Raw genomic sequence first — 19,256 nt, forward strand, 5'->3', positions numbered from 1 at the left:
TGCTCATGACACCGCCACTATAACAAACGCCATTTTACCCAGGAAATACCGCTGGAACCCTTGATTTATCAGGCTTCATGTCGCCTGACCCCGTTTTCCAGAAGGCATACAAATTAAACATTTGCTTATGACTGATATGGGTGTTTTTCATGCAAATACCTATCATGATTTGAAGCGCTTTAGAGAAAGTGAAATAGAAACGATGAAGCAATCCAGCTATTATGATCATTAAGTTTAATGTCACTTTCATTATATGCTTAAATATACATCTTTATGCGTTGGCTGCTGAGGAATATTCATACACAAATCTAGTCAACTTAGATTCAGTTAGCATTGCGTCTTTGCCCAATGATTCACCTTTGTTCAGGTACGCGTTGGCTCAAGTAATCCTTCGTCGTCCAGAGGGAACGAAACCTGGGTGGTACATTGCTACAGCAAATGAACTTAAAAAAAGGGGGGATGATTTAACCCCATTGCTTTTAGAGCTTTTTAATGATAATCCAGAAAACAGCTTCAGGGCGGATTTGCTCACCAAATTGGATTTTTTTCCTCCATTAATAAAGAGCCCTTTATTAATGCGGCGCGTGACCTTTGGAGGAGAGAAGGGATTCAGATCGAGCCACGAACTTGTTATGCTATGGCATGGATACTCAGCCATCATGGAGGTGAGGAAGATAAAAAAATATTGTTACAAATGGCGAGTCATCCGGTAGCCGAAGTAGCTTTCGTGATAGAACCAGATATCAAACGGTTGAATAGACGGCTAAATGACACTGCCATACCCTCTCCCGAAATAAAACGTTTCGATAATTCAAGAATTCAAAAGAAAACAAAACATGATTCTAAATTGGTAAATGCAATCAATACAAATGTTACGCCTGAAAAGGTCTTCAACTCATATGTACTTTTGCTGATAATCTTGTCGGTCACAACCTTGCTGTGGATGCGTTTCAAAAAACGAAGTTAATTAAATCAGCTAGCTTATGCCCCTCACCGTCCCGGCCCACTGTACCTGCCAATAGCAGCCCGCCGCCACAACCGGCAGCTTCTCCCGCCGCCACGTTAGCGCCTGTCACCGCTCCTTGAAATCGTCCGCTTGCCTGGGGAAAGGAGGGGATTCTTTAAACCATCGCCGCTGTCGCGGGACAGGCTCATGCTCAGCAATTGGCACTCATGTCCAAATCCCTCCCACGATCCCGTTTAAGCTTCTGACATTAGTGGGCATTCGTGGTTTGTTCGGGATTGTACGCGGTGCTGGCTCAGGTCTTGGACATCTGTGACATCTGTGGTTAGGTTTGGAGGGCTCAAAGAAGCCAACCCTTTTAACCACAGATGAAACAGATAAACACAGATGCGATCTCAGAGATTGGCTGCCTTGGCTTCTCGATATCTGTGCTCTCTGTGACATCTGGGGTTGATTTTGAGGGCTCAAAGAAGCCGGACCGGGTTGTTATGCCCGGTGGCGCTGGCGGGATTCCTGGGGTTGGAATGTACCCTGAAAGTTGCCCCACGGGTTATGAGAGTCTGAAGTGTGCGGCAAACACACCCCAGGGCAAAAGACATACCCCGGAAGAAATCACAATAAGCTGCGTGAGGCGGCAGGTCTCTTTGCAGGAGGCAAAACCGGTGAAGAGGCCGCCCGACAGATCGGCCGTCAGCGTGCCCACTTACCATCGCTGTAAGGAACAGCATGGAGGGGCGGAGAAGAGCACCGTCAAACGGCTCACGGAGCTGGAAAAGGAGAACCTGAGGCTCCGCCTAGGTGGAGGTGAGGGGTGCAGATGAGGCCGGGGACGATGCCATTGAGCCTGATACCGAGGGGGGGTGAGGGAGACGGTGAGGCTGCGGGTGCATGGCCGCCCGCACCTGGCCGTTTTTTTGACTTTTGGTGCGGCAAGGCGGATTCTCCGGACGTTCTTCCTGCCCATGAATGCCAAGCCTGAACCCGGAAGTGATGCCCCTGACTTTGATGCCGCCGTAGTGGGCGGGGAGTATGCGGAGGGTGAGCGGCTGCGGCTGGCGGACCTGCGGGGGCAGACGGTTGTGCTTTACTTCTACCCGAAGGATGACACTCCCGGCTGCACCAAACAGGCCTGCGCGCTGCGCGACGGCTGGGAGGAGATCCGTGAAAAGGCAAAGGTCTTCGGCGTCAGCACAGATGGCGTGAAGAGCCACGAAAAATTCATCCAGAAACACGCCCTACCCTTCCCCATCCTGAGCGATGAGGACCAGCAGGTGGTGACCGCCTATGGCGTGTGGGTGGAGAAAAACATGTACGGAAAAAAATACATGGGCACGGAGCGGACGACGTTTGTCATCGGCCCCGATGGGAAGATCCGGGCGGTGTTTCCCAAGGTGAAGCCGGAAGAGCATCTGGCCCAGGTGCTTGCAGTGATATGAGGCAGAGGGATCTCGAACTTCGAAGCCTTCACATATCCTCTGCATGTGCATTCCATTGACGCATCTCCTGCGTCCTGGCTCGCTAACCTCATTTTCTGCTGGTGCCCACATTAAAAAGGCCGGTCATCGGGAAGATGACCGGCCTGGAATTTAGAGGGCGAATGTCTGCAAAGCTTATTCGCTGACCTTGGCGCTAGTGATGGTCACTGCTTCGACCGGCACATTCTGGTGACCGCTTTTGGTGGTCGTCGGCACTGCGGCGATAGCGTCTATGACTTCCAGGCCCTTGCTGACCTTGCCGAAGACGCAGTAGCCCCAGCCGTCCTGGCCAGGATAGTCCAGGAAACCGTTGTCCTTCAGGTTGATGAAAAACTGGCTGGAAGCGCTGTGGGGATTGGAGGTGCGGGCCATGGCCAGGGTGCCACGGACGTTTTTGAGGCCGTTTTTGGCTTCGTTCTGGATGGGGGCGTCCGTGCTCTTCTGATCCATGTCAGCGGTGAATCCGCCGCCCTGGATCATGAAACCCGGGATCACACGGTGGAAGATGGTGCCATCAAAATGACCTTTCTTCACGTATTTGACGAAGTTGGCTACGCTGCCAGGGGCCTTGGCGGCATCGAGTTCGATTTCGATGGTGCCTTTGCTGGTTTCCATCACGACTTTGACAGGTGGGGTATCGCTCACAGGGGTCTCTTGGGCTTGGGTTAAACCGGTCGAGCCGGCAAACGTGAAAGCGAGGGCGGCAAGAAGCGGAAGATGATGTTTCATAACGGTTGGTGACCTGAAAGAGACATGCTAACGGCTGTATTGCAAAGGGGAATTGTCTGTGTTGCAAAAGGCACTGAATGCGCACAGAACGGATGGTTTTGAATAAATCGGCTGCATCAGGTGTCTTATCCCAAGTTATGAAAACAAAACTCCTTTCTATGGCAGGTGTTGCAGTCTGTGTCGCAGCCCTGAGTTCCTGTGTGGCGTACGATGATTACGGTTACGCTGGCGGCGGTTATTACGGCGGAGCACCGCTGGTCAGCCGTGGCGTGGTGGTGGACAATTACGTCGGCTACAACAATGTTGGCTGGGGCGGTGGCTGGGGCGGCTGGGGCGGTGGCTGGGGCGGTTGGGGCGGTTACCCGGCGTATTCCAGTGTGGGCTTCTTCGGCCTCGGTGGCCGGGGATTTGGTTCCTCCTATTATGACCGTGGTCATCACCACCATGGTCACAGCGGCTACCGCCAGTCTGCGAACAACAGTTATGCCTCCAGGGTAGCGCGTCCCAGTTCCCACCGGGGCACGGTGACCAGTGCGCCACCACGCATCCCGTCGGTTTCAGCCCCGCGCCAGCTTAGCCGCCCTTCCAGTGGCAGCTTTTCCAGGCCTTCGAGTTCACGTCCTTCAATCCGCTCGTCCGCTCCGTCAATCCGGCCTTCCTCGCCGCGGGTGACGACAACCTCATCCCGCCCGTCCATGTCACGGTCAGCTCCTTCTTCTTCGCGGCCTTCGATGTCCCGTCCATCGTCTTCCCGTTCCTCTTCGTCTGGCCGCCCCTCACGGTAACGTGACTTGGGTCTGATCTTTGATAAAACGGAAAGGCAGGAATGCAGGAGTTTGATCTCCCGTGTTCCTGCCTTTTTCGCGCCTGAAAAACAGGGTTCGTGGGAAGCCCTATCAGAAGTACTTCTTGGAGAAGAGCAGCCGGGCCATCTGCTGGTTGCGGTCCAGGAGCGCCTTGAGCTGCTGCTGGTTGGTATAGATGATGTGAAGCTGGCCGGGATATTGGACCTTCAGCACTTCACACTGGGCATCCAGCTGCTCCACGGCAATCTTGAGCTCTTTGACCTTGCGGCTTTCATCCGGGGTGATGCGGCTTTCGTAGATGGTGTGGTGCAGGATGTCGGTCTCGCGCGTCAGGTAGGCGACGGCATTCGGAAGTGACTCCGGGCCACCGATGATAGCCCCGCTGTTGGGATCCACCTGTGGGATCTTGGGGAGATACTGGGAAGGCTTCTGCGGAATGACGGACTGGGGCTCAGCGGGCAGGCCGCCGTCACGGGCATCAATGATCTGCGGAGTAATGAAGAGCATGAGGTTTTTGTGGTTTTTGCTCTTGCTGTCATATTTGAACGCCTTGCCGAGGAGAGGGATGCTGTGGAGGAAAGGAACGCCGCTTTTCCCCTCCCGCTCGCGGGCTTCATCCAGGCCGCCCACCGCGACCGTGTATCCTGAGTTCACTTCAACAGGCGCATTATAAACACGGGAGGAGGCCACGGGATAAGGGTTCCCGTTGATGACCTCGGTGCTGATGATGCTGGAAACGGTGACCGCCATGTTCAGCAGGATTTTGTCGTGATCCATTTTCTTCGGCAGGATGTTCAGCACCGTGCCGATGGGGAGATAGGCGATGGAGGATGTGGTAGTGGCCCCGGCACCCACGGTGGCGGAGGCCGTACCATCCAGCACGGGCTGGTTGACGACGCTGCGAAAAGAGACCTCGCTGTTGTTCAAAGTAACCATCCGTGGATAGGAGGTCATCTGGGTTTCCTCATCCCGTAACAGAGCCCGCAGTTTCACGTTGATGTCCTGGGAGCTCAGGATGCCCAGAGCCGGAAAGCCGAGGGCTCCGCCGGCGGCATTCAGGTTGGTGGGGCTCAACAGGTTGGTCAGGTCCGCGCGGTATCCCCCGTTGGTTGGCGTGTTTTCATATTCCACGTTGATGGTTCTTTCCCCGGTCACAGAATCCACGGCAGTCTCCACAGACTGCACATCCCGGAAGTTGCCGGTTTCAAAGGTGCCTGACCAGTCAATGCCAAATTCACGTTTGGGATCACGGGTGGTTTCGATGAACTTGACTTCGATGGCGATGAGCGTCTGAGGCTTGTCAGAAACCTGGAGATATTCTTCGATCCACAAATGTTGAAGCCGTGTTGCGACGACATACAACGTGTTGGAATCGGACTGCCAGATGACCTTAGGCTTGCGGTAGCTGCTGAGTTCATTGGAATTCATCGCCTTGGTCTGGTCGCCACCGGGTCCGCCGAGAGCCGCCCCCATCGCAGCCCCCATATCAGCAGCCATCCCCTGCCCGTTTTCCTGCTCCTCGGTCGGCAGGCTGAGGAGGTTGCGGATGGCGTTGATGATGCCGCTACGGCGCACGGAGAAGGTTTCCTGGTTTCCCTGGAGATTGACACCGCCGGAGCCGCCGCCGCCACCTCCAGCGCCACCCACAGGTGTGAGGCTCAGGCCACCGCCCGAGCTCACCCGGTCCACTCTTTCCATGGCATTGTGGCGGATCTGGTAGGCCCGGCCGATGAGTTCTTTGTCATCTGCCGGGCGGATATACCAGATGCCATTGTCAGGAATGATGGCCAGGCCATTGGCTTTGCACAGGGTCTCCAGTACGCGAAACGGGCTGGAACGGATGGAAAAGGTTATCTGGCTGGATCCCTCAGGACTGTCATTGGGCAAGGAGACAAAGGAAATCCCGGCATCTGTGGCCAGGAAACGGAGCACATCCGAGAGGATGGCGTTGGAGAAGTCATACTGCTGAGCCGGGGCATCCCGCAGCTTTTGCGACTCCATGTCGTACTGGGCAGAGGAGAAATTGAATCCCGCCCCTCCCATCTGCGCGGAAGCGGGATGCAGCGACAGGCAGATGCCGAGGCCAAAAACCAGGAGATGAAAACGAGGGGTATGCATCGAAAAGGGGCTGTTATGATAAATATAGTGGAAGCAATGAATTCACTCAAACATTATTTATCTCCATGATGATAATATTTTCCGTAAGTCCTAAATATCTTCATTTCTGGAAAGACCGCCGTTCTTCATGGTCAATCTCAAAACGAAAACCTCATTTCTGGACTTTTGGAATATGGAAAATATAAAAATGCTTCAGTTCCATTTGATTTCACCCACAAATTTCGCTATCTTTAAATATTTACCATAACCATTATGGAAACAGCAGCCCGTCACTCTTTTCATTCAGCTCCGCCTGCCCGGCGGTCGCGTTTGGGATTTTCGGTGATGGAGCTGGTGGTGCTGATCGCCATCATGGGTGTCCTCATCACCGTCGTAGTGACGATGATGGGTTCCCAACCGGTGGCGGTGCGTAACGCAAAACTGGCTTCAGACGTGGCGACACTGAATCAGATGGTTTCCGTCTATGTCTCTGATGGTGGCAGGCTGGCCGGACTGACCAATGCCCAGACCGTGCTTGACAGGCTGAAGAAGGCGCGTCCGCAAGCTGAGTGGAAACAGCATACAGGCCCGGTCTCCGGCAGGCTGGTAGATGTGCGGCTCATGGCCCGGACCACCAGCACCGCCGAAAAAAACGGCCAGGAGAGGGCCCTCTGGAATCCCAAGACCCAGCGCTTTGAACTCACCACCAAAGGGGGCAATGCCGTGAGCGAATTTTACCTGGACGAATCCCTGGCAGCCAGCCAGCCAGGTACTGAGTCACGCACGGCCCCGGTGGTGAAATACAATTCTGCGGCCGGGAAGAACCAGGGCTGGGTGTGGGGCTATTCCGCCACAGGCAATATCGCCTACAACACACCTGGCAGCAACGATGGCAAAGGCGCGAGCAACCCCTTTGATCCGAGCCAGCCAGCCCCGCTGCCTGATCCTGGAGACGGCGGAGATGACGGCGCGGGAAATGACGGAGGGGGTGATACAGGGGGTGGAGATGATGATCCACCGGCACCCTCCATCAAGCAGCTGCCCAGGCCCAGGATCCTGCCAGATGGCAACCGTTCTTTCCCGTATGCAGCATTTCCTGCCTCAGTGGCCATCAGTCCAGGTGATGTTCCTGCCGGCGGCTCCAGACTGGATTACCGGGTCAATGGCGGCGAATGGAAACCCTACTCCGGCAGCCCGATCCCTCTGAGCTCAGGAGACAAGGTGGAAGCACGCAACTTTGCCACGGATACCACCTTGTACAGGACAAGCAGTCCGGATTCCGATACTTATTACCGGCTGGTTTCAGGCTTCAGCGGCTCCGGCACCGGCACCTGGGGGAATGCTGCCGGCGGGTCCAATTTGGTGACCTCGGTGCAGAACGGCAGCACCAGCTCCACGTTCCAGCACGGCAATACCAAGCTGGATCTGGGCAACGGAGAGTTCCTGGATGCCGGGGTGGAGAACGTTCTGACCTTCACACCGGGACAGTTTGAAACCATCACACCCAATGTCTGGTTTGATTTGGGCAACCTGGTGATGCTCAACGGCAACACCTTTTATAACAGCGAGGCCAGCGCCGTGACGCTGAGCATCAACCTGAACCTGACAGAGCCCGCCCACTCCACCGTGGTGCACATCAACCTGGGGCTCATCAGCACCGAAAACACCTCCGACAGGCTGGCCAGCGCCGACATCGTGGAACTGCGCAACCCCAACACCGATTTCAAAGTGACCGTAGATGGAGTGGAGTACCGCCTGCAACTGGGCTGGGAAACACTGGACCCAGGAGCCGGCGTGGTTCAGGGCAACCAGTTTTACATCTATGAAACCGCCACGGCCAGCGCGGTGCTGAGAGGCCGCTTTGTGCCAAACCAATAATTCTTTTCAAGTTCATGGAAGACATCAACGAACGCAGCCAGCTGGGCTACCGAATGCTTCATCTTTCCAAGGATGCGGGCGTGAGTGACTTTTACATCACCCCGTGGGAGCCGCTGACCTACAAGCGCAACGGCAAGCTGTTCTTTGACTCTTTCATCTACCAGCCGGAAAGGCCGCTGGAATTCACCGCCGGCTGCGTGGACTATGCGCTGACGCTGGGAAACCGCCGCTACCGGGTGAACAGGATGGTCACCCGTGGCCGTCCCCGCTGGGTGATGCGCCTGCTGCCGGAAAGCATCCCGGACATCAGCAAGCTGATGGTGCCGCCGGCGGCCATCAAAGCCTTTCTGGAAGCCAAGAACGGCCTGTTTCTGGTCTGCGGTGCCACCGGCTCAGGCAAGTCCACCACCATCGCCTCCATGATCCTGGAGCGCGCCAAGCGCAGACAGGAGCATGTGCTGACCTTTGAGGACCCGATTGAGTTTGTGTATCCGGAAGGCACGCCTTCCCTGGTTTCCCAGCGCGAAATCGGCACGGATGAACTGGACTTTAACAAATCCTTGCGCGCAGCTTTGCGCCAGGCACCGGATGTGATCCTGGTGGGGGAAATTCGTGATGGGGAAACGGCAGAGATCGCCCTGCAGGCGGCGGAAACGGGGCATGTGGTGGTGGCCACGTTGCATACCTCCAGCGCGGCGCAGACGGTGCAGCGCTACCTGAAGCTGATCCCCAGTGACCGCATGGAAAATGCGATGCTCTCCTTTGCCGACAGCTTCCGTGGCATCCTCTGCCAGCGGCTGCTGTTTGATGAAACGCGCGGCAAGCGCTTCCCCATCCATGAGCTGCTGCTGCCCTATGACTCCGTGTGCGGAATGATCCGGCGGGGGGAGTTCAAGAACCTGGAGCAGGAGCTGGAGGCCGGCTTCACCCGCGGGATGATCAGCTTTGAACGGTGCCTGGCATTCCGCCAGCAGGACGGCTGGAAGCCGACCCAGGCGCGCAAGACCGGATACGCCGAGCATGAGGTGTATGACTACTTATCACGTGAAAACCTGACTTCTGTTTATGCTGTTGGATGAAATCAAATCTGTACTGAGCTTCGCCGCCTTCAATCCGGAGGCGGACGATGCCAGCGTGTCCTGGAGCAAGCGCTTTGAGGGGCGCAAGACTCTTCTTCTTAATGTCGGCCGCAACCAGACAAGCTGGCGGGGGCTCAACAAAAAGGGCCGCTTTGAAGACGGCGGCGTCATGGAGGGCGAGTTTGCCGACATCGCCCCGCAGCGTGCCGATGAATGGCGGCAGATGGCGGACGGAGGCTGGTGTGTGGTCTCGGTAAACAACCGTTTCATCATGAGCCTGGAGAACAACATGATGCGCGGTGAAAACTGCGTGAACCTGCTGCGCACCAATCCGCGTGCCGTGCTGGGACCCAAGTTTGACCGGGGCAAGCGCTACGCCATCTGCCATCACCCGGAAAGCTCCGGCAGCATGCTGCTGGCCTGTGAGGAAAGCATGGTGAAGGTGACGGAGGATGTGCTGAAGACCATTGGCATCCGGCCCGGCCGCGTCTGCTGTGGGCTGTTTGCCCTCACTGAATATGCCGTGCACCAGCTCTATGTGGCGCAGCGTGGCAGCGTACAGCCTAACATGATATTGATCTCCGCATGTGAGGGCTCCATCGCCGTGCTGGTGCAGCAGGAGGGCCAGTGGAAGGAGCTGCGCTGCCGCAGCGGCCTGGGCCCGGATGCCGTGGAGACATCCCTCCAAATCATCAGTCCGCTCATCCAAAAGGTGCCGCAAGGCAGCCCGATCTATTTCATCAGTGACGGGCAGGACGCCAAGTTCCGCTCCGAACTCTTTGTGCATCTGGAGCGCATCGGCGCCAGCGACCTCACCCAGGAAGACCTGCTCTGGAAAATCATCGGCAGCCACTGACTGCCAGCCCTCCTTTCCCATCCGCGACCATGTCCGAATACATCTGCCACGATTTCAAAACGCCGCGCAACGACACCTCCAAGCGGCTGCCAAACTCCTTCAAGCTGGTGCCGGTGGCCTTTTACCTGGCCCTCGTCGGCGGCACTTATTTCATGACCATGGACTACATGGCCTACAAGCGTGCGCAGGAAGACAAGCTGGCGGCAGAATCAGTGAAGCTGGAGCATGAAAGCGCGACCCAGCAGCAGATGGCCGAAAAGCTGGCTCTGGACGAAGAGACGGCCAGGGCGGAAGACGTGGCCAAGTGGGTGGAAGGTGCGCGCAATTTGCAGCCGATCAGCGTGGCCATCGCGCGGGCCATGCCGCCTGAGGTCAGGCTCTCCGACCTTTCCATCGAGCGCAGCGACCAGGTGCCCTCCAACCTGTCCCTGACGGTGCGCATCAACGGCGGCTCCGCCAACGAGGTCGCATTGATCGAAAGCAGCATCTCCCGCCTGAACTACCGGTCCTATTCCCCCCAGCAGACCAAGACGGGAGACGTCATTGAATATCGCTCCACACTGGTCCGCCAGGAGCAGTAACCCCTTCCCCCCCCTTTAATACATGAATCCCAAGCAACTCGCCTGTGTGGTGCTGATGATGTTCATCGGCCTGGTGACCTACTTTGCCCAGACGGTGCACCACAAGGTGACCGCCATGAAAAACTCTGCCGAAACGGCCAAGCAGGATGCCTTCACCGCAGAAGGAGCCCGCCAGGCTTCGGAAATCCTGACCGCCCGTACCAAGGCCGAAACCGAGGAGATCCGCCGCTTCCTGCAGGCCTGGGTCCCGTATGTGGACAAAGCGCAGACCGAGCAGGAGGTGGAGGGCATCATCGAATTCAGCCTGCGTGAGCGCGGCATCACCCTGGTGCGCTCCCGTAAAACGGAGGTTAAAACCGCACGCGACAACAAAATCATTCCCAAAAGTGTCCTCACCACCCTGGTCATTGAGGATGAGTACGCGAAAGTGCAGAACTGGCTGGGGGATATCGAAAAAAGGCTGCCCCTGGCCCGGGTAAAGGCCTGCCGGATCACCGGCGGCAGCTCTGCCCGGCAGCTGCGGCTGGACCTGTCGTTGGAGACCCCGCTGATCAATCTCTCCGCAGCACCGGATGCTGCGAAATCCAAGAAAAAGGCCTGACCTCCCATGAAACGATTTCTTGTTATTCCAGGCTGCCTGCTCATCACCGTGCTTTCCGGGCTTAGCGCCCGGGCACAGGATGAAGCGGGTGATGAAAATGAGCGTGTTCAATACACCCTCATCCTGCCTGAAGAAAAAACCCCGGAAATGGTGAAGCCGGAAGAAAACAACCCTTTTGAATCCCTTTCAGACGGCAGCCAGGATGATGACAGCAGCACAGAAGAAAACCAGGTGCGTGACCTGCTGCTGCGAATGCCCGTTGGCGGTGCGGCCTCCGGCCTCAACGGCATGCGGGTGATGCTGGGCGGGATGCGGCTGGAACCCGGCATGGAGGTTCCGCCTGTCATTCCAGACCAGCAGGTGGTTCTCCGTGTGAAATCCATCACCACGTCCGCCATCGAACTGGTCTGGGTGGAAAAAAAGCCCACAGGGCTTCCCCCCAAGCTTCTTGTCATCCCCATGGACGGGTCACCCACAGTGCGCTACCGCATGCCAGCGGGTGGCACCAGCTCAGGTTCCGGGGGGAATGGCATGGGCACCCTGCGCCGGTCCGGGGTCTCCGCATTCTCTCCCCGCTCAGGAGAGGACGCTTCGTCAGTGGCCACGGTCCGCCCGGCGGAGCCCGCACCAGCCACCCCTCCGGCAGCGCCTAAAACTCCCGCACCAGCAGCCCCGCAGCCTGCACCGCCACCGGCCAATGTTCCGGAAGCATCAGTGCTGCGCATGCTGTTTGGCAACCGTCCGCCTGAAGCCAAATGAAAACCCTGGGCCGGCCAGCAGCAGCACGCAGCGGCTTCAGCTCCATGGAGCTGGTGGTCGTGCTTGCCCTCTCCGCCCTGGTCATGGGCGCCATGGTGGTCAGCTACGGGACCCTGGTGCGCAGCCAGCCGCAGGTGGCTACCGTGGTGGATGTGCCACTGACCTCCGACCGCCTGAGCACGTTTTTTAACAACAACAGCAGCGATTACCGGGACACCCATGTCGCGCCCTCCTTTGGCAGCCTGGCTGAAGCGGAAAAACTGCGCGAACAGTTTTACCACGATGTGCTCAGTGCCACGGCGGTGTTCTGCCTGCCGCGAAATGAGGGCGTGGACAACACCTGGAAGCCTGCCTACATCCCTTACAATGCGGAGACGGATGACGAGCTGGACATGCCGCAGAAGTTCCGCAATCACATCATCCGCGTGGCGGGCGTGCCACTGACCCAATATGTGGATTTCCGCAATCCAGGCATGGGGAACAACAGCCTGCCACCGAATGCGAGCATCTTCATCCTCAGCTACACAGGCACGGATTCCTATCTGCGCGTGCAGGCCATTTATGACATTGATGTGATCCGCTTCACCGACCCCAAAAAGGCCATGGGGTTTCACGCCAGTGTCAAACGATATGCCGATCCGTCCCCTGTTCCTGAGGGCAATGCTTATTCACTGGTATTTTCCTCTGCATACCGGGTATTCTATCCACCGGCCAATCCGTTGGCGACCAGTGCGGCAGGTTTTAGCACGGATGGCTTTACGCCTCTCTTTGTGACCTTCGAGCGCCACACACGCCGGGCCTTTGAGGAAGGCATGCCCATTGACCGCTTTAAGCTGGCCGCCGAGCGCCCCTTTTATTTTGTCTGGTGGCCTGATCCTGCCGCACGCCATCTGGGAGCCCAGGCCAATACGGCGGCTCCGACGACCCCGCAGCACGCCTACAACCACATGGGGGGACGCACCTCCTTCATGTTTACCGTGCCGATGTTCCCTGCCCTTTGACCTTGGTTTTCCATGAAATCCCGTCTCCCCTATCCTGCATCCTCCAAGCGCGGCGCCCTGATGGGTGTGGCCCTGCTGATGATGCTGTGCAGCGGGCTGTTCCTGGCCTCCTGGGTGACGATCATCAGCACCCGTGCCATCCAGGTGAGCTGGCTGGAATCTGCGGTGCAACGTCGCATTTCCCTGGAAAACTCCCGCCTGCTGTCCTGGCAGACAGCCATGAACCAGGGTTTTGACCCTGAGACAGATCTGGCTGCGAAATCGGCCCTGCTCCTGGGGGGCAACGGTGGCGGCATTGATACTGCGGGCGGCTGGAAAGACCTGGGGCTTTACAGTGTCCTTGGCACTGACAGAGTCACCCCGTATAATCAAACGGGTCTGCGCCCTGGAGGCAGCTATTTCCTGCCTCTGAAATTTCTCCGGCCCTCCATGCCCACGGGCGTAGCGCTGGATCCCTTCACGGCCCATCTGCTTCTCAAAAGCCACTGTCCAGTGCTCAATGGCGACCTGGTGGTGGTTTACCGGAAACCGGACAAGTATCCCGACAATGAGATCCTGGATGTCCACCGGACCACCGCACCTTACCGGGTGGAAGGACGCGTGGTCGTCCGGCATCCCCCTTCCCTGTTTGCAAGGGGGTCAGGAGCGGTCACGCTGCCGATGCAGTCCAAGGCGGTTTACATCCAGTCCTATGATGCCGCCGGCAGCTATCCCATCCGGGGCACCGGACTGGAAAATGAAAAGCTGATCCCTTCCAATCTTTCGGCTGTGCCAAGCTCCTCAGGCCCTGACAGCAGCACGGACGGCCGTTTGTTTGACGGGTACCTGAATGTCATCAACAACGAGGCCAATCCGGAAAATTCCCTGATGGCCATGCCACTGGAAAAATATGATCTGCTGAGTGTTTATGACGAGACCAAAGTTATTTCGGGATGCCGGCTGGCCGAATTCTATGACACGCCCGATGTCCCGCCGCCTGACTATGCCAACGGCGGCTACCCTGTTCCTTTCAGGACCCTGTACATCAACGTGGCCGGACTGAAAAAGCACCTCTTCATTGACAGCCGGCTGGGCAGCATTGTAAACCAGATCGTCATTGAAGGACAGAACACTGTGGACCAGTACGAAAAGGCAGGACAGCAGAGTCCGGTCATCGTGACTTTCCTGCAAGGCACCTCCCAGCCGCTGCGCAACATCGCCTTCAAAAACGAGAACAACCGGCCTTTGATCCTGGGCATTCAGAAGTTCAGCTCGCTCAATACCAACTCCCTGAAATTCGACAAAACGGAGATGATTTTCACATGGACCGGGGATCCCCTGACGGGCCGTGAACTGCGCTGGCGCATGACGCTCATCAATGAAGGGCAGAACATCCGGCTGAGGCTGCATGATAACAGCGCCTATGACATCACCTGGATCGGCGGGGTGATGACCAACTGGACCTTCATCCGTGACAGGAATACCGGTCCGAGAGCTGAAAGGCTGACTTTTAAATCTGACAAGGCCGTACCAACCAAGGCTGAAACCAGCCCGACGTATGAATCCCTGCTGCCGCGGGATGCGTGGCTGGAAACTTTCTTTCTTCCGGACCCTCCTCCAAAGGACTTATGAAAACGGTATTTGCTGCAACCGGTTTACGCCGTGGCTACACCCTCATCGAGGTGCTGGCCGCAGCCGCCGTCATCGCTGTCAGCGCCGCTGCGGCGGTGAGCCTGAGCAGCTCGCTCATGCTGCAGGAGGAGCTGGCCTGGCGCACCGCCATCACACGTAATTATCAGGAAAACATGGCCCGGCTGTGGCAGCTCGGCATGAGCCCCACCGGCAGCAAGGACCCGTCCAACATCGGGGCGGTGATGCCCTCCGTCGCCAACAGTGTGCGCCTGAATGAAGCCATCAACGGAACCCCCTTTCTCATTGAGACCGGCACCACCAGTCCGGAAGGCCTGGGCACGCTGCAGACCGCCATCGTCAGCGCTTCGGTGAATGTCGCCGCCAATCCCGCAGAGAAAATTCAGGGCTCCAATTTCACCCTCAGTGTTTATCGGCCCAGCCTGCCTGTGCTGCTGCGCACAAGCACCGTGACCCGCTGATCTCCATACCCCGCCGCCATGCTGAAAAAAGTCACCATCACCAATGTCAACACGGGCCACAAGAGCATCTCCATGGTGGATACGGACACGCATGAAAAGGCGCTGATCGGGTCCGGCATTTCCGCTAATGAAACGGCCTCCATCGAAGACATCACCGGCCCGGATGAAAAGCTGCAGAGGATGACCTCGCCCAAAGGTGGCACGGATGACTGCGCCGCCTTTTTCTCCGGCCTGGGCCGCTGCCTGGAGCGCAACATCAGCATGACCAAAAGCCTGAAGCTGCAGGTCAACCGCGTCGTCTCCGCCCGCTACAAAGGCATGATCGCCGAAGTGATCCACTCCATCTCCATGGGGGAAAAGTTCAGCGATGCGATGTCCCGCTATCGCGATATTTTTTCTGAGGACATCCTGTCCCTGATCATCGCAGGTGAAGAGGCCGGCCAGCTTGCCCGCGTGTGCAAGCGCATCGGCGTGGCCCAAAAGAAGTCCTCGAAGACCCTCAAAAAACTGAAGGGCGCGATGATCTATCCTGCGGTGGTGACGGTGCTGGGCGTCATTGTGGTCATCATCATGAGCTTCACGCTGGTGCCTGCCATGTCGAAGCTGTTTTTGAACTTCGGTACGGAGCTTCCCTTCGCCACCAAGTCACTCATCGCCCTGTCCAATTTGTTCATCCATCAGCCTTACATGGCAGCGGCCCCGCTGGTGGCCCTGTACATCTTCTTTTCCAACTTCAGCAAGTTTACTGCGCTGAAGTGGGTGCAGGACCTGGCTCTGAAGATCCCGGTGGTAGGGATGCTGGTGCGCAAATCGGCAGCAGCCTCCGGGTTTCGCACGCTGGCCATGCTCACAGAATCCAATGTGAGGCTGACGAGTGCGCTGGAGATCACGTCTTCGGCCACCTGGCACTATCATTACAAAGAGTTCTTCAACCGCCTGCGGGATCACATCAGCGTGGGCCGGACTCTGCATGAGGGCTTTTTGATGGAATCCCACTGGCTGGGGGCGGACGGGAGAAACCTATGCGGTCTCATTGAACTGGCCTCCGAAACGGGCTCTGGTACGGAAATGCTGGCAGAGATCGCCGATGACTATGAGGAGGAGCTGGACAACATGGCCGCCTCCCTGGACAAGCTGATCGAGCCGTTGACGATGCTCATCCTCGGCGTGATGGTGGGCTTCCTGATCTATGCGATCTATGGGCCGATGTTCAGCCTGGGCGATGTGATCCTGAAGAAGAAGTAACCCTGGCAGGTGCGGTGGATGTACGCACTTCCTGTTTGACCCTGGGGAAACCTGCGGGCACTTAGCTGTGCCTGTATGACTTCTGCCAACGATCTCCTTTCCGCCCTGAACTGGCGCTATGCCTGCAAGGTCTTCGACCCGGCCAAAAAAATCCCTGCCGAGACCTGGGCGACGCTGGAGGCCTCGCTGGTTTTGACGCCGTCCAGCTTCGGCCTGCAACCGTGGCGGTTTATCGTGGTGCAGGATGCGGCTTTGCGTGAGGCCCTGGTGCCTCATGCCTGGAACCAGAGGCAGGTCAGCGATGCATCTCATCTCATCGTCATGGCGGTGCCGAAGGTGATGCCGGAGGCGCATATTGATGCGAACCTGATGCGCATGGCGGAGGTGCGCGGCGGCACCCCAGATGCGCTGATGGGATTCCGCAAAATGCTGACGGGTTTTCGCGATGGCATGGAAGCCCAGGGCGGGCTGGAACAATGGGCCAAACTGCAGGCTTACATCGCGCTCGGGCAGTTCATGCTCAGCGCGGCGCTGCTGGGCGTGGACACCTGCCCGATGGAGGGTTTTGTGCCGGCCAAGTTTGATGAGCTGTTAGGCCTGGAGGCGGAGGGATGGACAGCCGCGGTGCTGTGCCCGGCAGGTTACCGGCACCCGGATGACCGCTATGCCAGCCTGCCGAAGGTGCGCTTTGAGGCGGGGAGCGTGATGGAGTACCGGTGATGGGGTTCGGCGTTCGGAGTACCGCGTTTGTGCGGAATCAATGAGCCTCGAAGCCCCCCAATCACCCCATAAATGCGGCACTCCGAACCCTGAAATCACCTTGCCGCCGTCGCTGCTGTGCGCTTGCCCAGACAGAAGAGGCTTTGGCTGCCGCGAATGAAGATCTGTCCCTCGCTCATGGCGGGGGAGGAGAAGACTTTTTCATCGAGTTCACTTTCGGCCAGGACGTCGTAATTTTTACCGGGCTTGAGGCTGCGCATCGTGCCGAAGTCATTGATGAAAAACACTTTCCCCTCCGCGCTGACGAGGGAGGCATGGTGCTCTTTCATGCGCTCCTCCCAGGCGATCTCGCCTGTCTTGGCATCAAAACAATGGCCGATGCCGGAATCGCTGACGATGAGGAACCAACCGTTTTCACAGATGGGGCTGGGCACGTAAGCGACGCCTTTGTTGGTGCGCCACTCGATGTGGGTCTGGGTGACATCGCCAAATCCATCGGGCTGGATGGCCAGGATGTGATGCTCTGGAAAACCGCCGCTGACCAGCAACAGGCCGGACTTTTCATCGAAGACAGGAGAGGCGACAAACTGCTCGGTGGGGCCGTCCATCATCCAGATGAGGCTGCCGGTGCGGGGATCATAACTGGTGATGCATTTGCTGCCGCTGAGGACCATCTGAGTGCGCCCGGCCATTTCACGAATGAGTGGCACACAGTAGCTGCGGGTCTGATTCGGCCGCTGGATGCGCCAGAGCTCGCGGCCATCGGCACGGGCGAAGGCGACGATGTAACCGGGGCCGTCGTGGTCGCAATTGACGATGACTTTGTCCTCAAAAAGGATGGGGCTGGAACAGAAGCCGTGCTTGCTGGCGAAGGTGCCGGGGCGGACCTGCCAGACTTGTTTGCCGGAGAAATCATGGGCGCTGACGACGACCTCAGTCTGATCGAGAAAGGCGGTGAAAATGAGTTCGCCATCGGTGGCCGGGGTGCTGGAGGCGTGGCTGTTGAGGCGGTGCTTGCCTTCCAGGCCGGTGGTGAGGACAGGCTTCTGCCAGAGGAGTTTGCCGCTGGCGCGGTCCAGGCAGAGGATGACGCGCTGCTGCTCATCCGGCAAGGAGGCGACGGTGATGACGCGGTCTCCCCAGACGATGGGGGAGGCATGGCCTTCGCCCGGCAGCTCAGTCTTCCAGGTGAGCGTTTTCTCCGTCAGTCCGATGGGGAAACCCCGGTCATGACTGGTGCCATCCAGGCGGGGACCGCGCCACTGCGGCCAGTTCTCAGCATGGAGGCTGGTGGCGAGGAGCAGGGGCAGGACGTAACGCATCATAGGAAAACAGTATCGGTTTGATGACGGGGATTCAATCAAAACCGCTGCAGATACAGACGGCCAAACTCACGCATAAAAAAGCGGAGCTGCTTTGTGGGCAGCTCCGCTGAAGAATGAGGAGGTCTTACTTGGCCTTGGCAAAGAGATCTGCCACGGCGGTCCAGTTGACGACATTCCACCAGGCAGCGATGTAGTCAGGGCGCTTGTTCTGATATTTCAAATAATAAGCGTGCTCCCAGACATCGCAGCCCAGAATGGGGGTGCCGCTGCCGTCCATGAGGGGATTGTCCTGGTTGGGTGTGGAAGTGACGGCGACTTTGCCGTCCTTGACGACGAGCCAGGCCCAGCCGGAACCGAAGCGGGTGGCACCGGCTTTGGCAAAGGCTTCCTTGAAGGCATCGAAGCTGCCGAAGGCGGCGTCAATGGCTGCGGCCAGCTCACCGGTCGGCGCGCCACCGGCATTGGGGCCCATGATGTTCCAGAACAGGCTGTGGTTGAAATGACCGCCGCCGTTGTTGCGGACGGCTGCCTGGATATCGGCAGGCACAGAGCTGATGTTTTTGCAGAGATCTTCGATGGAAAGCGCCTCAAGGTCGGCCTTGCCGGCGATGGCGTTGTTCAAATTGGTCACATAGGCGTTGTGATGCTTACCGTGATGGATCTCCATCGTGGCGGCGTCAATGTGCGGTTCGAGCGCCGTCTTGTCGTAGGGGAGTGCGGGCAGTGTATGAGCCATAATGTTTGGTTTGGGTTAGAAAGGTAGGTAAAGGGCGTTACGCACGAGAGCAAGAAGAAGGTGCCAGACATCCAGCTGAAAACAGAATGAACCTGCCATCAGAGATGAGGCTTTGCTCCGGCGCGATTTTTTTTGCCGGGCAGGAGAGATTCGTGCCTGACGCGGGTTTTGCGTGTCTGTGATTGCACCGAATACGATTAAGAATCCAACTTATACGATTATTTTAACAGTGTGACAATTCCGTCACCTTTGCGACGTTTTTGTCATTTGCAAAGCAGCGTGTCCCCGGCTTTCTAGCGGTTCGGGTCTGGTGA

The 19,256-nt window shown here is 57.6% G+C and carries 19 protein-coding genes; 15 read left to right on the forward strand and 4 right to left on the reverse strand.

The genetic code is table 11. From position 1 onward, the window contains the following. Positions 1-221 precede the first annotated feature (221 nt). From WJU23_RS22730 to bcp, 3 genes are all read left to right on the forward strand, one after another. Positions 222-713 carry a hypothetical protein gene (locus WJU23_RS22730; protein WP_346334932.1) on the forward strand — a complete coding sequence of 164 codons (492 nt, stop codon included), beginning with the start codon at positions 222-224 and terminating at the stop codon, positions 711-713. Positions 714-1,332: 619 nt separating this feature from the next. Further along, positions 1,333-1,785 carry a hypothetical protein gene (locus WJU23_RS22735; RefSeq protein WP_346334933.1) on the forward strand — a complete coding sequence of 151 codons (453 nt, stop codon included), beginning with the start codon at positions 1,333-1,335 and terminating at the stop codon, positions 1,783-1,785. A gap of 141 nt (positions 1,786-1,926) precedes the next feature. Then, positions 1,927-2,400 (forward strand): thioredoxin-dependent thiol peroxidase, encoded by a 474-nt coding sequence (gene bcp / locus WJU23_RS22740; protein ID WP_346334934.1) that lies wholly within the window; start codon positions 1,927-1,929, stop codon positions 2,398-2,400. 174 nt (positions 2,401-2,574) lie between these two features. Here the strand turns inward: bcp and WJU23_RS22745 are convergent, their stop codons facing one another. Beyond that, complete coding sequence (locus WJU23_RS22745) at positions 2,575-3,054, reverse strand: peptidylprolyl isomerase (protein WP_346334977.1); 480 nt, start codon at positions 3,052-3,054, stop codon at positions 2,575-2,577. Positions 3,055-3,305: 251 nt separating this feature from the next. Between WJU23_RS22745 and WJU23_RS22750 the strand changes: the two genes are divergently transcribed. Next, positions 3,306-3,953 carry a hypothetical protein gene (locus tag WJU23_RS22750; RefSeq protein ID WP_346334935.1) on the forward strand — a complete coding sequence of 216 codons (648 nt, stop codon included), beginning with the start codon at positions 3,306-3,308 and terminating at the stop codon, positions 3,951-3,953. 111 nt (positions 3,954-4,064) lie between these two features. Here WJU23_RS22750 and WJU23_RS22755 read toward each other — a convergent pair whose 3' ends face one another. After that, positions 4,065-6,092, reverse strand: a complete 2,028-nt coding sequence (locus WJU23_RS22755) for a hypothetical protein (protein ID WP_346334936.1) — start codon at positions 6,090-6,092, stop codon at positions 4,065-4,067. A gap of 252 nt (positions 6,093-6,344) precedes the next feature. Here WJU23_RS22755 and WJU23_RS22760 point away from each other — a divergent pair, with 252 nt between their 5' ends. The 11 genes from WJU23_RS22760 to WJU23_RS22810 all read left to right on the forward strand — a co-directional run bounded on the left by WJU23_RS22760 (position 6,345) and on the right by WJU23_RS22810 (position 16,881). Beyond that, positions 6,345-7,949, forward strand: coding sequence for a choice-of-anchor K domain-containing protein (locus tag WJU23_RS22760; protein WP_346334937.1), 1,605 nt, complete (start codon positions 6,345-6,347; stop codon positions 7,947-7,949). Between the two features lie 14 nt (positions 7,950-7,963). Next, positions 7,964-9,028 (forward strand): ATPase, T2SS/T4P/T4SS family, encoded by a 1,065-nt coding sequence (locus tag WJU23_RS22765; protein WP_346334938.1) that lies wholly within the window; start codon positions 7,964-7,966, stop codon positions 9,026-9,028. Beyond that, a complete protein-coding gene (locus WJU23_RS22770; RefSeq protein WP_346334939.1) occupies positions 9,015-9,884 on the forward strand; it encodes a hypothetical protein in 870 nt (289 codons plus the stop codon). The genes WJU23_RS22765 and WJU23_RS22770 overlap by 14 nt, the downstream gene beginning before the upstream one ends. A 29-nt stretch (positions 9,885-9,913) precedes the next feature. Continuing rightward, the gene (locus WJU23_RS22775; RefSeq protein ID WP_346334940.1) at positions 9,914-10,465 is read left to right on the forward strand and encodes a hypothetical protein; all 552 of its coding nucleotides are present in this window, start codon (positions 9,914-9,916) and stop codon (positions 10,463-10,465) included. Between the two features lie 22 nt (positions 10,466-10,487). Beyond that, the gene (locus WJU23_RS22780; protein ID WP_346334941.1) at positions 10,488-11,066 is read left to right on the forward strand and encodes a hypothetical protein; all 579 of its coding nucleotides are present in this window, start codon (positions 10,488-10,490) and stop codon (positions 11,064-11,066) included. A 6-nt stretch (positions 11,067-11,072) separates the two neighbouring features. Beyond that, positions 11,073-11,825 (forward strand): hypothetical protein, encoded by a 753-nt coding sequence (locus WJU23_RS22785; RefSeq protein ID WP_346334942.1) that lies wholly within the window; start codon positions 11,073-11,075, stop codon positions 11,823-11,825. Further along, positions 11,822-12,826, forward strand: a complete 1,005-nt coding sequence (locus tag WJU23_RS22790) for a hypothetical protein (protein ID WP_346334943.1) — start codon at positions 11,822-11,824, stop codon at positions 12,824-12,826. Before WJU23_RS22785 ends, WJU23_RS22790 begins: the two co-directional genes overlap by 4 nt. A gap of 12 nt (positions 12,827-12,838) precedes the next feature. Beyond that, positions 12,839-14,437 (forward strand): hypothetical protein, encoded by a 1,599-nt coding sequence (locus tag WJU23_RS22795; RefSeq protein WP_346334944.1) that lies wholly within the window; start codon positions 12,839-12,841, stop codon positions 14,435-14,437. After that, on the forward strand, positions 14,434-14,916 hold the full coding sequence (locus WJU23_RS22800; protein ID WP_346334945.1) for a prepilin-type N-terminal cleavage/methylation domain-containing protein: 483 nt from the start codon (positions 14,434-14,436) through the stop codon (positions 14,914-14,916). Before WJU23_RS22795 ends, WJU23_RS22800 begins: the two co-directional genes overlap by 4 nt. Before the next feature lie 18 nt (positions 14,917-14,934). Then, positions 14,935-16,161, forward strand: a complete 1,227-nt coding sequence (locus WJU23_RS22805) for a type II secretion system F family protein (protein ID WP_346334946.1) — start codon at positions 14,935-14,937, stop codon at positions 16,159-16,161. Between the two features lie 75 nt (positions 16,162-16,236). Further along, positions 16,237-16,881 carry an NAD(P)H-dependent oxidoreductase gene (locus WJU23_RS22810; RefSeq protein WP_346334947.1) on the forward strand — a complete coding sequence of 215 codons (645 nt, stop codon included), beginning with the start codon at positions 16,237-16,239 and terminating at the stop codon, positions 16,879-16,881. A 95-nt stretch (positions 16,882-16,976) separates the two neighbouring features. Here the strand turns inward: WJU23_RS22810 and WJU23_RS22815 are convergent, their stop codons facing one another. After that, entirely contained in the window at positions 16,977-18,206 is a 1,230-nt protein-coding gene (locus WJU23_RS22815; RefSeq protein WP_346334948.1) for a PQQ-binding-like beta-propeller repeat protein, read from the reverse strand. Between the two features lie 124 nt (positions 18,207-18,330). Continuing rightward, positions 18,331-18,942 carry a superoxide dismutase gene (locus WJU23_RS22820; RefSeq protein ID WP_346334949.1) on the reverse strand — a complete coding sequence of 204 codons (612 nt, stop codon included), beginning with the start codon at positions 18,940-18,942 and terminating at the stop codon, positions 18,331-18,333. Positions 18,943-19,256: the final 314 nt, after the last annotated feature.

Source organism: Prosthecobacter sp. SYSU 5D2, assembly GCF_039655865.1.
Taxonomy (GTDB): domain Bacteria; phylum Verrucomicrobiota; class Verrucomicrobiia; order Verrucomicrobiales; family Verrucomicrobiaceae; genus Prosthecobacter.